14 protein-coding genes are annotated in these 13,821 nt (G+C 38.5%); all 14 read left to right on the top strand.

Annotated features, from left to right (window positions below; all coding sequences use genetic code 11):
- The first annotated feature begins 167 nt into the window (after positions 1 to 167).
- The 14 genes from ACQKNC_RS17305 to ACQKNC_RS17370 all read left to right on the top strand — a co-directional run bounded on the left by ACQKNC_RS17305 (position 168) and on the right by ACQKNC_RS17370 (position 13,647).
- Positions 168 to 1,022 carry a class II fructose-bisphosphate aldolase gene (locus ACQKNC_RS17305; RefSeq protein WP_427425995.1) on the top strand — a complete coding sequence of 285 codons (855 nt, stop codon included), beginning with the start codon at positions 168 to 170 and terminating at the stop codon, positions 1,020 to 1,022.
- Between the two features lie 247 nt (positions 1,023 to 1,269).
- Positions 1,270 to 1,920, top strand: coding sequence for a fructose-6-phosphate aldolase (gene fsa / locus ACQKNC_RS17310; RefSeq protein WP_368636153.1), 651 nt, complete (start codon positions 1,270 to 1,272; stop codon positions 1,918 to 1,920).
- A 62-nt stretch (positions 1,921 to 1,982) separates the two neighbouring features.
- Positions 1,983 to 3,269, top strand: a complete 1,287-nt coding sequence (locus ACQKNC_RS17315) for a UDP-N-acetylglucosamine 1-carboxyvinyltransferase (protein ID WP_427425996.1) — start codon at positions 1,983 to 1,985, stop codon at positions 3,267 to 3,269.
- Between the two features lie 95 nt (positions 3,270 to 3,364).
- Positions 3,365 to 4,321, top strand: coding sequence for a class II fructose-bisphosphatase (gene glpX, locus ACQKNC_RS17320; RefSeq protein ID WP_427425997.1), 957 nt, complete (start codon positions 3,365 to 3,367; stop codon positions 4,319 to 4,321).
- 276 nt (positions 4,322 to 4,597) lie between these two features.
- The gene (gene rho, locus ACQKNC_RS17325; protein WP_427425998.1) at positions 4,598 to 5,881 is read left to right on the top strand and encodes a transcription termination factor Rho; all 1,284 of its coding nucleotides are present in this window, start codon (positions 4,598 to 4,600) and stop codon (positions 5,879 to 5,881) included.
- A gap of 332 nt (positions 5,882 to 6,213) precedes the next feature.
- Positions 6,214 to 6,417, top strand: a complete 204-nt coding sequence (gene rpmE / locus ACQKNC_RS17330; protein ID WP_010857976.1) for a 50S ribosomal protein L31 — start codon at positions 6,214 to 6,216, stop codon at positions 6,415 to 6,417.
- A 120-nt stretch (positions 6,418 to 6,537) separates the two neighbouring features.
- Positions 6,538 to 7,110 (top strand): thymidine kinase, encoded by a 573-nt coding sequence (locus ACQKNC_RS17335; RefSeq protein ID WP_427425999.1) that lies wholly within the window; start codon positions 6,538 to 6,540, stop codon positions 7,108 to 7,110.
- A gap of 379 nt (positions 7,111 to 7,489) precedes the next feature.
- Positions 7,490 to 8,566, top strand: coding sequence for a peptide chain release factor 1 (gene prfA, locus ACQKNC_RS17340; RefSeq protein WP_427426000.1), 1,077 nt, complete (start codon positions 7,490 to 7,492; stop codon positions 8,564 to 8,566).
- Entirely contained in the window at positions 8,553 to 9,413 is an 861-nt protein-coding gene (gene prmC, locus ACQKNC_RS17345; RefSeq protein ID WP_427426001.1) for a peptide chain release factor N(5)-glutamine methyltransferase, read from the top strand. The genes prfA and prmC overlap by 14 nt, the downstream gene beginning before the upstream one ends.
- Before the next feature lie 44 nt (positions 9,414 to 9,457).
- On the top strand, positions 9,458 to 10,057 hold the full coding sequence (locus ACQKNC_RS17350; RefSeq protein ID WP_427426002.1) for a stage II sporulation protein R: 600 nt from the start codon (positions 9,458 to 9,460) through the stop codon (positions 10,055 to 10,057).
- Between the two features lie 101 nt (positions 10,058 to 10,158).
- A complete protein-coding gene (locus ACQKNC_RS17355; RefSeq protein ID WP_427426003.1) occupies positions 10,159 to 11,193 on the top strand; it encodes an L-threonylcarbamoyladenylate synthase in 1,035 nt (344 codons plus the stop codon).
- A 199-nt stretch (positions 11,194 to 11,392) separates the two neighbouring features.
- Positions 11,393 to 11,890 carry a manganese efflux pump MntP family protein gene (locus ACQKNC_RS17360; RefSeq protein ID WP_427426004.1) on the top strand — a complete coding sequence of 166 codons (498 nt, stop codon included), beginning with the start codon at positions 11,393 to 11,395 and terminating at the stop codon, positions 11,888 to 11,890.
- A 24-nt stretch (positions 11,891 to 11,914) separates the two neighbouring features.
- Entirely contained in the window at positions 11,915 to 12,355 is a 441-nt protein-coding gene (locus ACQKNC_RS17365; protein WP_427426005.1) for a low molecular weight protein arginine phosphatase, read from the top strand.
- A gap of 8 nt (positions 12,356 to 12,363) precedes the next feature.
- The gene (locus ACQKNC_RS17370; protein WP_427426006.1) at positions 12,364 to 13,647 is read left to right on the top strand and encodes a methyl-accepting chemotaxis protein; all 1,284 of its coding nucleotides are present in this window, start codon (positions 12,364 to 12,366) and stop codon (positions 13,645 to 13,647) included.
- Positions 13,648 to 13,821: the final 174 nt, after the last annotated feature.

Below are 13,821 nucleotides of genomic sequence, written 5' to 3' on the forward strand. Positions count from 1 at the left end.
CGTAACCTTCGTTCCGTTGCACTGCACTACGGTGGACACTGCCGCTACGTTGCACTTCGCTTTCGTGTAGAAAATAAAAGCCCCTGCTTTTCAGGGGCTTTTATTTTTGCTATGATTAAATAGCATATCTATGTAGAAAGAATAGTCCTAAGAGGAGGATTTTTAGTATGGCATTAGTATCTATGAAAGAGATGTTAATTAAAGCAAAAGCAGAAGGTTATGCGGTTGGTCAGTTCAACATCAACAACCTTGAGTGGACTCAAGCAATTTTACAAGCAGCAGAAGAAGAAAAATCTCCAGTGATCCTAGGTGTTTCTGAAGGCGCAGGAAAATATATGGGCGGATTCATCTCCGTTGTGCACATGGTAAAAGGTTTGATGGAGTCTTATGGCACTACAGTACCTGTAGCTATTCATCTTGACCATGGTTCAAGCTTTGAAAAATGTAAAGAAGCAATTGATGCAGGATTTACTTCCGTTATGATTGATGCATCTCATCATCCGTTCGAGGAAAATGTTGCGACTACTTCAAAAGTAGTTGAGTACGCTCATGCGAAAGGTGTTTCTGTTGAAGCTGAGCTTGGTACAGTAGGTGGTGACGAGGATGGCGTAATCGGTGGTATTATGTACGCTGATCCAGAGGAATGCCGTAAAATGGTTGAGCTAACAGATATCGATTGCTTAGCACCAGCACTTGGCTCTGTACATGGTCCTTACAAAGGAGAACCAAATTTAGGATTTAAAGAAATGGAAGAAATCTCTAAATTAGCAGATCTACCATTAGTATTACATGGTGGTACAGGAATTCCAACAAAAGATATCCAACGCTCAATTTCATTAGGTACAGCAAAAATTAACGTCAATACTGAAAATCAAATTGCTGCTACAAAAGTAATCCGTGAAGTTCTTGATAATGATAAAGTTGTTTATGATCCTCGTAAATTCCTTGCTCCAGCACGTGAAGCGATTAAAACAACAGTTATTGGGAAAATCCGCGAATTTGGCAGTGCGCAAAAAGCATAATTTTTGTATCTAAAATGTAACAAAAACACAGATGAATACACACAATAAGAGAAGCGTTGATGCTGTTATCGACCTTCTCTTGTTTTTGAAATAAAAAATTTTTGGCAAAAATTCAATTTATAAGGCTCCTCGTCAAATGTTGGGTTAGGGGATGACATTTGTTACAACGTATTCCATGTAAATAATCGGAACGGAAATCAACCCACGTTATGATGATGAAACAAAACAATGATCAGGAGGAAAAATTATGAAATTTTTCATTGATACAGCAAACTTTGAAGAGATTAAAGAAGCACACGCATGGGGTATTTTATCAGGTGTTACAACAAACCCATCGTTAGTTGCTAAAGAAGAGAATGTTTCTTTCCATGATCGACTTCGTGAAATCTCAGAGCTTGTAGACGGCTCAGTGAGTGGAGAAGTAATTGCTCTAGATGCGGAAGGTATGATTAAAGAAGGTTTAGAATTGGCTGCTATTGCTCCGAATATTACAGTTAAACTGCCGATGACTCCAGCTGGCTTAGAGGCATGTCGTTTCTTCGCAGACAAAGGTATAAAAACGAACGTAACATTAATTTTCAGTGCAAACCAAGCATTAATGGCTGCTCGTGCAGGTGCTACATATGTATCACCATTTATCGGTCGTCTAGATGATATGGGTCAAAACGGTGTAGAGTTAATTGAAACGATTGCAGATATTTTCACAATTCATAACATTGACACGCAAATTATTGCTGCATCTATTCGTCATCCACAGCATGTAACAGCTGCAGCACTTGCTGGTGCACATATTTCAACTACTCCTTTTAAAGTATTAAAGCAACTTTTCCATCATCCTTTAACGGAAAAAGGAATTGAAGGATTTTTAGCGGATTGGAATAAGAGAAAAGGCGAATAATAAGATTATATAGTGAGCCAATTTCTGAAAAATTACTTTCCAATCATGAGGGAGAACGCAAAATGGATGTTTATAAAATTACAGGCGAAAATCGTCTAAAGGGTACAATAAAAGTTAGTGGTGCAAAAAATAGTGCAGTCGCCTTAATTCCAGCATCAATTTTGGCGAACTCTCCAGTGACAATTGGAGGGATACCAGAAATTTCTGATGCATGGACATTAAAGGCTTTATTAGAGGAAATCGGTGGAGAGGTTTCATTTGAGGATGGCACAATGACAATTGATCCAACGGACATGATTGCGTTGCCATTACCAAACGGCAACGTGAAAAAGCTTCGTGCCTCCTATTACTTAATGGGAGCAATGCTTGGTCGCTTTAAAAAAGCTGCGATTGGTTTACCTGGAGGCTGCTTCTTAGGGCCGCGTCCTATTGACCAACATATCAAGGGTTTTGAGGCATTAGGTGCAAAAATCACTAATGAGCATGGAGCAATATATTTGCGAGCGGATGAATTAATTGGCGCAAAAATATATTTAGACGTTGCCAGTGTTGGAGCAACAATTAATATTATGTTAGCTGCTGTCCTCGCGAAGGGTCGTACGGTTATTGAGAATGCAGCAAAAGAGCCGGAAATTATTGATGTAGCAACTCTTCTTACTAACATGGGAGCTAATATTAAAGGTGCGGGTACAAGTGTTATCCGTATTGAAGGCGTAGAGGAGCTTCATGGTACGGAGCATACGATTATTCCAGATCGCATTGAAGCTGCTACGTTTATGGTTATGGCTGCCGCTTTAGGTGAAGGCATTACAATTGATAATGTTATTCCATTGCATTTAGAGGCGATTATTGCAAAGCTTCGTGAAATGGGTGTAAAAATTGAAATCGGTGAAGAAAGTATTTTTGTACCAAAAACAGATCTCTCCACATTGCAAGCCGTTGATGTTAAAACATTAGTGTATCCTGGGTTCCCGACGGATATTCAGCAGCCACTTTCCGTTTTAATGTCTCAAGCATTTGGTTCCTCAAAGGTAACAGATACAATCTATACAGCTCGATTTAAGCATATTGATGAACTTCGTCGTATGAATGCCAATGCACGCGTTGAAGGAAATACAGCTATTATTACAGGGCCAAGTAAATTACATGGTTCAACTGTAACAGCTACAGATCTTCGTGCTGGTGCCGCATTAGTATTAGCAGGCCTTTTAGCTGAAGGCGAAACAGAAATTCACGATATCTATCATATAGAGCGTGGCTATAGCTCACTTATTGAGAAATTACGTGATTTAGGCGCTGATATTCGACGTGAAACAATAATGGCTCGCGTAGCAGAGGCAAAGGAATAATGAGAGCTAAAAGTTTTGAACTAACTATGTTACAATAGAGGTAATTTGAATGTTTCGGCGAAGAAATATGCCGATAACGGGAGGCAAATAAAACAATGGAACGTAGTTTATCGATGGAAGTAGTACGAGTAACAGAGGCAGCAGCAATCGCATCCGGGAAATGGATGGGTCGCGGTTTGAAAATTGAGGCAGATGATGCAGCAACGACAGCGATGCGCGTAATGTTCGATACAATTCCAATGCATGCTACAGTAGTGATTGGTGAAGGCGAAATGGATGAAGCACCAATGCTTTATATTGGTGAAGAACTTGGCTTACGTAATGGAGGTCCTAAAGTAGATATCGCAGTTGATCCTCTAGAAGGTACAAATATTGTGGCGAAGGGTACAAATGGTGCAATGACAGTTCTTGCTATTGCAGATAAAGGTAATTTGTTAAACGCGCCTGATATGTACATGGAGAAAATTGCAGTAGGACCTGAAGCAGCTGGAAAGGTCGATATCAACGCTTCTGTCACGTACAATTTATTACAGGTAGCAAAGGCTAAAAATAAAGATATTTCAGACGTAGTAGCAACTCTTTTAGATCGACCACGTCACCAAGCAATTGTTGATGAAATCCGAGAAGCTGGAGCACGTATTAAATTTATTCAAGATGGTGACGTTGGAGCAGCTATCAATACTGCTTTTGATGAAACTGGCATTGATATTATGTTTGGTACAGGTGGTGCACCAGAGGGTGTTATTTCAGCTGTTGCATTAAAATGTCTAGGTGGAGACTTCCAAGCGAAGCTAGTGCCAGAAGATGAGGAACAGTTAGAACGCTGCAGAAAAATGGGTGTAGACGTAGATAAAGTTCTTTATTTAGATGATCTAGTTAAAGGTGACGATGCTATTTTTGCAGCGACTGCTGTAACAGATTGTGAGCTTTTAAAAGGTGTTCAGTATAAAGGAGCCTATGCATTAACACATTCAGTTGTTATGCGAGCTAAATCTGGAACTGTGCGTTTTGTAGAAGGTCGTCACGCTCTTGATAAAAAACCTAGCTATTAATAAAATTTTCTTCTAAAATATACCTAGTGCATCTTTTTGCGCTAGGTACCTTCTTCTAAATTTTCAACCATCCCATAGTTTTATAAGGCTATGTTATGCTTCAATGTTGTGCATAGTAAATTGAAGTACCTATCGCTCTGCTTTCAACCTGCTTAATTTATGACTCACGAATGAAAACGCAGACAGGTACGAAAAGATTACAGAGCCTATCGTAAAAATCTTCTATGATAACCCCAAAATGGCAATTATATTTTGAAAAAGACTGGAGTTGTGCATATGTCTGCATTGACAATCGCTCAATTAGAAAACATGACGTTAAAAGAGCTTTACGCCCTTGCACGCCAATATAAAATTTCATATTATAGCAAGCTAACGAAAAAAGAATTAATATTTGCTATTTTGAAAACACGTTCGGAGCAAGAGGGCTATTTCTTTATGGAAGGTGTACTAGAAATTGTTTCGCAAGAAGGCTTTGGCTTCCTTCGTCCAATTAACTACTCTCCAAGTAAAGAGGATATTTATATTTCTGCTTCTCAAATTCGCCGCTTTGACCTACGAAATGGGGACAAGGTGTCTGGTAAGGTACGTCCACCTAAAGAAAACGAACGCTATTATGGATTACTACAAGTAGATGCTGTTAACGGCGAAGACCCAGAAGTTGCAAAGGAACGTGTGCATTTCCCTGCATTGACGCCTTTATATCCTGATCGACAAATTAAGCTTGAAACAACACAACGCAATTTATCGACACGTATTATGGATTTAGTGGCACCTGTAGGTTTTGGCCAGCGTGGATTAATCGTTGCACCACCAAAGGCAGGGAAGACATCGTTATTAAAAGAAATTGCGAATGCCATTACTACAAATTATCCTGAGGCAGAGTTAATTGTACTACTTATTGACGAACGCCCTGAGGAAGTAACTGATATTGAACGTTCTGTAAATGCAGATGTAGTGAGCTCGACTTTCGACGAGGTTCCAGAAAATCATGTGAAAGTTGCAGAAATCGTGTTAGAACGTGCACGCCGCTTAGTTGAGCATAAACGTGACGTTATTATTTTAATGGACTCAATTACACGTTTAGCACGAGCTTATAACTTAGTTATTCCTCCGAGCGGTCGTACACTTTCAGGTGGTATTGATCCTGCTGCCTTCCATAGACCAAAACGATTTTTCGGTTCTGCACGTAATATTGAAGAAGGCGGTAGCTTAACAATTTTAGCGACAGCTTTAGTGGATACAGGATCTCGTATGGATGAGGTCATTTATGAGGAATTTAAAGGAACAGGTAATTTAGAGCTTCATCTTGATCGCCAATTAGCAGAGCGTCGTATTTTCCCTGCGCTTGATATCCGCCGTTCAGGTACACGTAAGGAAGAGCTTCTGCTTGAGCCTGAGCAACTTGAAAAACTGTGGGCAATTCGTAAAACATTCTCGGACGCACCTGATTTTGCAGAGCGCTTCATGAAAAAATTGCGTACGACAAAATCAAATGAAGAATTCTTTGAAAAGCTAAATGAAGATATGAAAAAAGCTACTAAAGGTAAAGGCCTACTATAAATATTAATCACCATTGACTAGTAATAGTCGATGGTGATTTTTTTCAACGTAACGTGTGGATGATGTCCGTTCCGACTTGGCGTTTTCTGGGGCGTTCAGCCTTCACTTCAATCAACTTATTTACATAATATATGTTTTAACAAATGTCACCTATAACTTTTGATGATGAGCCCTAAATAACTAATTATTAACTATTGTCAAATGTATATTTTTTATGGTATTATTGCAAAGTATGCAACGTGTACATATGTAGCCGACATATTCGGGCTATGTAAGGTACAGTTCGATAATACTCTGTTCCAGATGGTTCAGGGCGAGAGGAGAAAACGAATATGAAACAAGGAATTCATCCAGATTACAAAGAAGCAACAGTAACTTGCTCTTGCGGTAATACTTTCAAAACTGGTTCAGTAAAAGAAAACATCGTTGTCGAGTTCTGCAACGACTGTCACCCATTCTATACTGGCCGTCAAAAATTCGCGTCTGCTGATGGTCGCGTGGATCGTTTCAACAAAAAATACGGTCTTAAAAACTAATGTTAGTTTAATACCTGCCAAGCATGTGCTTGGCAGGTATTTTTTTCAGTATACCCAAAATGAATGTTGATGCGAGTCTTTTCGATATCTAGATTAACACGAAGAAAGGGAGAAGACAAAATGGCACAGCTATATTTTAAACACGGCGCAATGAATAGTGGTAAATCCATAGAAATTCTAAAAGTTGCGCATAACTATGAAGAACAACAAAAACCTGTAATGATGTTTACACCAGGCATAGATACGCGAGATGAAGTAGGCTTTATCTCAAGTCGAGTAGGCTTACGTCAACAAGCCATTCCTGTTAATGATGATACAAATATTTTTGAGCTAGTAAAAAACAATACCGTAAAACCATATTGTGTACTTGTTGATGAAGTACAATTTCTAAAAAAAGAACATGTTTTGCAGTTGGCATATATCGTAGATGAGTTAGATATTCCAGTTATGGGCTTCGGGCTAAAAAATGATTTCCAAAATGAGCTATTTGAAGGCAGTCAGTACATGCTTACATATGCAGATAAAATTGAGGAAATGAAAACGATTTGCTGGTTCTGTCATAAAAAGGCGACAATGAATTTGCGTGTTGATGAAAGTGGGAAGCCTGTTTATACAGGTGACCAAATTCAAATTGGAGGGAATGATTCCTACTATCCGGTTTGTCGAAAGTGTCACGCGCACCCGCCGCTATAATGCAAAACGGCTTAGTTGATAGTGCTAAGAAAAAGTAGCATACGTGCGGGAATTTCCTTATACTAAGTAGTGGAAATAAAAAATTTTTATAAAAAATCTTTACGCGCTTAGCGTAATTCTAATTTAGAGTTTCTCTTTTTCAGTAACGATACGACAGTTACAATAGAGCAAACTTCATAAAAAAAGGTTCATCACCAAAAGTTATGGATGACTTTTGTTAAAACGTCCACTATGTAAATAAGTTGATTGGAGTGGAGGCTGGGCGACTCCTTGGGGATTAGCGGCTCATCGGACGCCCCCAGGAAAGCGCCCAGCCGGAACGGAAATCAACCACACGTTTTGGTGATGATCCATAAAAAACTAAATAGAGGTGAAATCCATGTTCGATCGATTACAAGCAGTGGAGGATCGTTACGAAAGGTTAACAGAGCTTTTAAGTGATCCCGATATTGTGAATGACAGTAAAAAATTACGTGAATATTCCAAAGAACAATCAGATATCCAGGAAACTGTAGATGCTTATCGTGAATATAAAAGTGTAAAAGAGCAATTAGCTGATACACGTGAAATGCTAGATAATGAAAAAGATCCTGATATGCATGAGATGGTGAAAGAAGAATTCAACCTACTAAAAGAACAGCAAGAAGAGTTAGAAGAACGTTTACGTATTCTATTAATTCCAAAAGATCCTAATGATAATAAAAACGTTATTATGGAGATTCGTGGAGCAGCTGGTGGAGACGAGGCGAATATTTTCGCGGGAGATTTGTTCCGTATGTACTCTCGTTATGCAGAGACACAAGGCTGGAAAATTGACATAATGGAAGCGACGCCGAACCCAATGGGTGGTTATAAAGAAGTTATCTTTATGATTAACGGTCAAGGTGCATATTCAAAATTCAAATTTGAAAATGGTGCACACCGCGTACAACGTGTACCTGCAACAGAATCTCAAGGGCGTATTCATACATCAACAGCGACAGTAGCTTGCTTACCTGAAGTTGAAGAAGTAGATGTTGAAATCCATGAGAAAGATATCCGAGTAGATACATTTGCATCTTCTGGTGCAGGTGGTCAATCGGTAAATACAACGATGTCAGCTGTGCGTATGACTCACTTACCGACAGGTGTTGTTGTATCGATGCAGGATGAACGATCACAAATTAAAAACCGTGAAAAAGCAATGAAGATTCTACGTGCTCGTGTTGCTGATATGTATTTGCAAGAAGCACAAAAGGAAATCGATGCCACACGTAAATCAGCTGTAGGTTCAGGCGATCGCTCAGAGCGTATTCGCACATACAATTATCCACAAAACCGTGTAACAGACCATCGTATTGGTTTAACGATTCAAAAACTAGACCAAATCGTTGAAGGTAGACTAGACGAAATCATTGATACGCTCATTTTAGAGGAGCAAGCATCAAAGTTAGAGCGATTAAATGATGACCTATAATAATGTAATGGAGGCCCTTCAATGGGCTTCTTCTTTTTTAGTGGATAAAGGTCGTGAGGAAACGGCAGCACGCATTGTCATGCAGCATATACTTGGCACTAGCTATTCAGAAGTAATGCTACACCTCCAGGACGTATTAACAGCTGAGCAAAAAGAGAAATTTAAAGATCTCATCGAAGAGCATGCGAGTGGACGACCTGTACAGTATTGTGTCGGTAGTGAAGAATTTTATGGCCGTTCATTTATTGTTGATGAGTCAGTACTTATTCCTAGACCTGAGACTGAGGAATTAGTGCTTGGGACAATCAATCGTATGAACAAAATATTTGATCATCAAGCATTAAAGCTTGCAGATATCGGAACTGGTAGTGGTGCAATTGCTATTTCTATGAAGCTAGAATGTCCAGAGCTAACAGTCGTAGCCACTGATTTATCTGAAGCTGCTTTAACTACAGCACAAAAAAATGCACAAAGATTAGCGGCGGATATTGATTTTCGACTAGGGGATTTAACGAAGCCTCTGGCAGGTGGGAAATTTGATATCGTTTTATCGAACCCACCTTATATTGCTTTTGATGAAGCAAAAGAGATGTCAAGTACCGTGCTAGAGCATGAACCACATAGTGCTCTTTTTGCAGAAGAAGACGGACTTATTTTATATAGAAAATTGGCTGAACAGCTTCCACACCTTATGAATAAACCTGCCCTCATTGGCCTTGAAATCGGTTATACACAAGGGGAGCAGGTGGCTCAATTCTTTAAAACTAGTTTTCCACAGGCTACAATTTCTGTAGAAAAAGATATAAATGGTAAGCCTCGAATGATTTTTTGTGAAATTCATGTATAAAGTATCTACTTCTTGCCCACAATGTTGAGCAAGGAGGGATTTTTATGTTAAACGAATACAAGATTATTAGATTACCTAAACAAAATGTCTTTTTAGCTTTTGCAAGATTAGTATTAATTGCGATTGCTTTACAATTATGTATTTTATATATTCCAACATTAGTAGGTTTTGCGAAAGAAGCTAACAATCATGAGCAAGAAAATGATTTTCGTATACGCGTTATTGCCAATAGCAATACGACACAGGATCAGCTTGAAAAGGAGCAGCTTGTCAAAAATTTAAAGCCATATTTTAAACAAGTAGTAGCTAGTGCTGGAGCTAAAACTGTGGATAACGAGCAAATACTTTCATTAAAACAAGAAATTGAAGCAGAAATAAAAGAAAATTATCCACAACTTCATACACAAGTTGTACTTGGGGATAACTTATTTCCGCCAAAGAGAAAGGACGCTGTACTTTATCCACAAAATTTATATCATTCGATTGTCGTGAAAATCGGTGATGCACGTGGCGATAACTGGTGGTGTAGCGTATTCCCATCAATTTGTGAGCCTGATAAAGAAGAACAAAAAGTAGAACCAAAAGAAGAGAAGGAACACGTTACATTTTTTATATGGGAATGGATTAAAGGTTTTTTTGAATGAATTGTTCACAAATTCAGATAACTTATGCACAATTTTTAATAAGTTATAAACATTATGTGGATAATTCTGCATAAACGAATAATTGAAGGAAGGTTTTAATTATGAAAACCGTTTGCAAGATTGTGGACAGTAATGTGAATAGTCAGATAAATTATACACAGGCTGTGGATATCTTAAATGCAGGTGAGGTTGTGGCATTTCCAACAGAAACGGTTTATGGCCTAGGAGCCGTTGCAACAAATGACACAGCGGTCAAAAAGATATTTGAAGCAAAAGGTCGTCCTTCAGACAATCCACTAATTGTCCACATTGGCACGAAAGAGGAAGTTGAACTCTATATAGAGCACATTTCAGAAGTAGCCAAAAAATGTATGAATTTATTTTGGCCAGGTCCACTGACACTTGTAATGCCTGTAAAGCCAAATGTGCTGGCTAACAGTGTGACAGCTGGTCTAACGACTGTCGGCATTCGTATGCCAGATCATCCAGTTGCACTCGCCTTACTTCAACAATTAAAAAAACCACTTGCTGCGCCGAGTGCTAATCGTAGTGGGAAGCCGAGTCCTACAGAAGCAATACATGTTCAGGATGATTTGGGAGGGTACATACCTTATATTCTAGATGGAGGTTCTACTGGAATTGGACTCGAATCCACAGTGTTAGATGTTACACACGAACCTCCAGTAATTTTGCGTCCAGGTGGAATTACAAAGGAATTGTTAGAGGCTGAGATTGGTCAAGTTATTCAACCTTCAAAAATAGAGCAGAAATTAGAGGCAACTCCAAAAGCTCCTGGCATGAAATATACACACTATGCACCTAACGCACCTGTACTATTAATTGATTGTGATTTGGAGAAAGTTCATGAGGCGGTAAATCAATTACAAAAACAAGGGTATAAAGTAGCGTTACTTGCACCAGCAAGCTTTGTTGATAGCAAGGCTGATTTTTATTTCTCAGTAGGAGAAGCTGGAAGTAAAGAAGAAATGGGTGCGACATTGTACCATGCCCTAAGAGCTTGCGATAAAACAGCAGCTACAATTATTCTAGCGACTACTACTTCCACTGATGGGGTAGGGGCTGCAATTATGAATCGACTTGAGAAAGCGGCTGGAGGAAAATGGTATACTTCGTAAATAAAATACCTTTAAAAATAGTATGCTAGAAGTAACCTCTAGCATGCTATTTTTGTATTTGAGCTATGGTTATGGAAAGCATAGTGAGTTTTAACTATAACGGAAAGTGAATGTTATTGTTGTAAGGAAAATGTATTATGATAATACTGTATTTTCGAGCATAAAATGATAAAATATTAGAGAGCGAAGGAGTGCTTTCTTGCAGGGAATTCTTGCAGGTATTTTAACGTCTGTAGATGTGATTGGTTTATATGTATTAATACCAAATGTTAGATATCGATTTTTTTTGTCAGTATGGACAGCAGCTTTGCACATGCTTTTCCCATTATTAGGTTTCGAATTAGGAAACTATTTAGTTCGTTTCCTCTTAGAATGGGGACAATGGATTTCAAGTATTTTATTATTTTGCATGGGTTTACATTTACTATTATTTTCGCGAAAAGATGAAAAGGTTACTATTTCACCAATACTTTTAGCTATGACCGCAAGCCTAGATGCCTTTTCAGTAAGTGTTTCTTTTGGTATGCTACACTTAGAGGAAACAGTATTTATTATAAGTGCAGGTGTGAGTGCATTTATTTGCTCTTATGGGTCATTAGTCATTGCAAGTAGAAGTCAGGTCTTGTTTGGCAATAAATTTCAAATAATTACAGGAATTTTTTTTATCATTATAAGTGTACTAGCTATCCGGCAATAGAGAAAACAGTGGAGGGTGATAAGTATGAAAATACTATTTGTTTGCACCGGAAATACTTGTCGCAGCCCAATGGCAGAGGTTATTTTAAAACATAAACAAATTGACAATGTTGAGGTTCGTTCAGCAGGTATTTATGCCATGCCAAATGCTGAAATGTCTGCACATGCGCAACAAGTATTATATGAAGCAAATATGACGCATCAACATTTAGCAACACAATTATCAATAACGGAAATGGAATGGGCTGATTTAATTTTAACAATGACAATCGCTCATAAAGATACAATTATCGCTAATTATCCAAATGTTGAACAAAAAGTTTTTACTTTTAAAGAGTACACAAGTGAAGGCATTTTAGGAAATGTTGGAGATCCTTACGGTGGTGGTAAAGAAATTTATAAAGAAACATTTGCAGAATTAACAGAATTGGTAGAACGATTAGTAAAAAAATTTGAAGAGAATTGAGGGTCGCTATGAAAAAACAGTTTGGCTTACGACTTAAACTAGTATTATTTGTCGGTATTCTTGCACTAATCACATACAGTATCAGTTTTATATTCATCGAATATTTACAACCTACCTTCTTCCCAGGGACCAATCGTAATATGTTTGAACTTATTACTTATCTGTTAGGGATTACGTGGTCAGGTATTTTGGCTGCGGTTTTCAGTGTAATCTTAATTAAACCTTTACAGCAGCTTGAAAATTCAGCTTCCCGTGTAGCAGAAGGGAAAATTGGACAGGATGTAGAAATGCCGAAAACAAGTGATGAGATTCGTTCTGTTGCAGAGGCATTTCAACAAATGGTATTAAATTTAAGACAGATGGTTGAAAGTATAGATCTTAACTTTCAACAAACAAATCAATCGATCATTCAACTATCGGATGAAGCCGCAGTTGCAACGAAAAAGGCTGAGGGTATTGCCTCTACGGTAAAACAAATTTCTACAGGAGCAGAGGCGTCTGCTACAGCAGTACAAGATACAGCTGAAGCCATTGAAGATGTACGAGCTCTTGCAACAGAAGTTAACAGTAGAGCAGAGGTATCAGCAACGCAATCGAAAGAGATTCTACATAATTTAACGACAACAACAAAAGCTATAGAAACGTTAGTCAATAGTATTCAACAAATTGCGGCTGGTAATAATGAAGCATTAGAGAGTATTCGTCTATTAGAGGAAAATGCTGGGCAGGTAGAGCGTATCATTAGCTTAGTTGGCGATATTGCAGCACAAACAAATTTACTAGCTTTAAATGCTTCGATTGAGGCAGCGCGTGCTGGAGAACATGGAAAAGGTTTTGCTGTTGTAGCTGAAGAAGTTCGTAGTTTAGCTGATGAAAGTGCGAAAGCGGTGCAAGGCATTACTACCCTTATTCAATCCATGCAACAAAACGTTGAGATTGTTGTAAAACAAATGAATCAGCAGGTAGCATTTGCCACAAAAGAAGCTGCGCGTGTATCAGAAACTACGACAGCGGTAGAAGGTATGTCTTCAAGTGTACATGAAATGGCAACATCGATTGTGGAAATTTCTTCACTAATTGAACAGCAAATGCATAATATTGAAACAACCGCTCGTCAATCTCAAGAAGTTGCAGCCATTGCTCAAGAAACGTCAGCAGGTGCACAGGAAGTTCGCGGTGCAACAGAAGAACAAGCATATGCAATCGAGAAAGTAGAGCAACTAGCAGAAGGCTTAAAAAAACAATCAGAAGAGTTGCATAAAATGATTCAACAATTTGATAGACAAGCATAAATGTGATTTTAAACTGTAGATAGACTTGGGTGAGTACCGAGTTTACTACAGTTTTTTTCATATGTCGGCTTATATGATGCCAAAAGAGATGATAGCGACGGGAAGAACAGGCGGAGTGACGGAAAGAAGAGGCGAAGCGACGGAAAGCCCGCAAAGCGATGGAAAGAAGAGCGT

Origin of the sequence: Lysinibacillus sp. NPDC094177, assembly GCF_050279145.1 — a bacterium.
Lineage (GTDB): Bacteria > Bacillota > Bacilli > Bacillales_A > Planococcaceae > Lysinibacillus.

What these genes read in the sequence shown, in the direction of transcription:
- ACQKNC_RS17305 (WP_427425995.1), top strand. Translation starts at nt 168, where the DNA reads ATGGCATTAGTATCTATGAAAGAGATGTTAATTAAAGCAAAAGCAGAA.
- fsa (WP_368636153.1), top strand. Translation starts at nt 1,270, where the DNA reads ATGAAATTTTTCATTGATACAGCAAACTTTGAAGAGATTAAAGAAGCA.
- ACQKNC_RS17315 (WP_427425996.1), top strand. Translation starts at nt 1,983, where the DNA reads ATGGATGTTTATAAAATTACAGGCGAAAATCGTCTAAAGGGTACAATA.
- glpX (WP_427425997.1), top strand. Translation starts at nt 3,365, where the DNA reads ATGGAACGTAGTTTATCGATGGAAGTAGTACGAGTAACAGAGGCAGCA.
- rho (WP_427425998.1), top strand. Translation starts at nt 4,598, where the DNA reads ATGTCTGCATTGACAATCGCTCAATTAGAAAACATGACGTTAAAAGAG.
- rpmE (WP_010857976.1), top strand. Translation starts at nt 6,214, where the DNA reads ATGAAACAAGGAATTCATCCAGATTACAAAGAAGCAACAGTAACTTGC.
- ACQKNC_RS17335 (WP_427425999.1), top strand. Translation starts at nt 6,538, where the DNA reads ATGGCACAGCTATATTTTAAACACGGCGCAATGAATAGTGGTAAATCC.
- prfA (WP_427426000.1), top strand. Translation starts at nt 7,490, where the DNA reads ATGTTCGATCGATTACAAGCAGTGGAGGATCGTTACGAAAGGTTAACA.
- prmC (WP_427426001.1), top strand. Translation starts at nt 8,553, where the DNA reads ATGATGACCTATAATAATGTAATGGAGGCCCTTCAATGGGCTTCTTCT.
- ACQKNC_RS17350 (WP_427426002.1), top strand. Translation starts at nt 9,458, where the DNA reads ATGTTAAACGAATACAAGATTATTAGATTACCTAAACAAAATGTCTTT.
- ACQKNC_RS17355 (WP_427426003.1), top strand. Translation starts at nt 10,159, where the DNA reads ATGAAAACCGTTTGCAAGATTGTGGACAGTAATGTGAATAGTCAGATA.
- ACQKNC_RS17365 (WP_427426005.1), top strand. Translation starts at nt 11,915, where the DNA reads ATGAAAATACTATTTGTTTGCACCGGAAATACTTGTCGCAGCCCAATG.
- ACQKNC_RS17370 (WP_427426006.1), top strand. Translation starts at nt 12,364, where the DNA reads ATGAAAAAACAGTTTGGCTTACGACTTAAACTAGTATTATTTGTCGGT.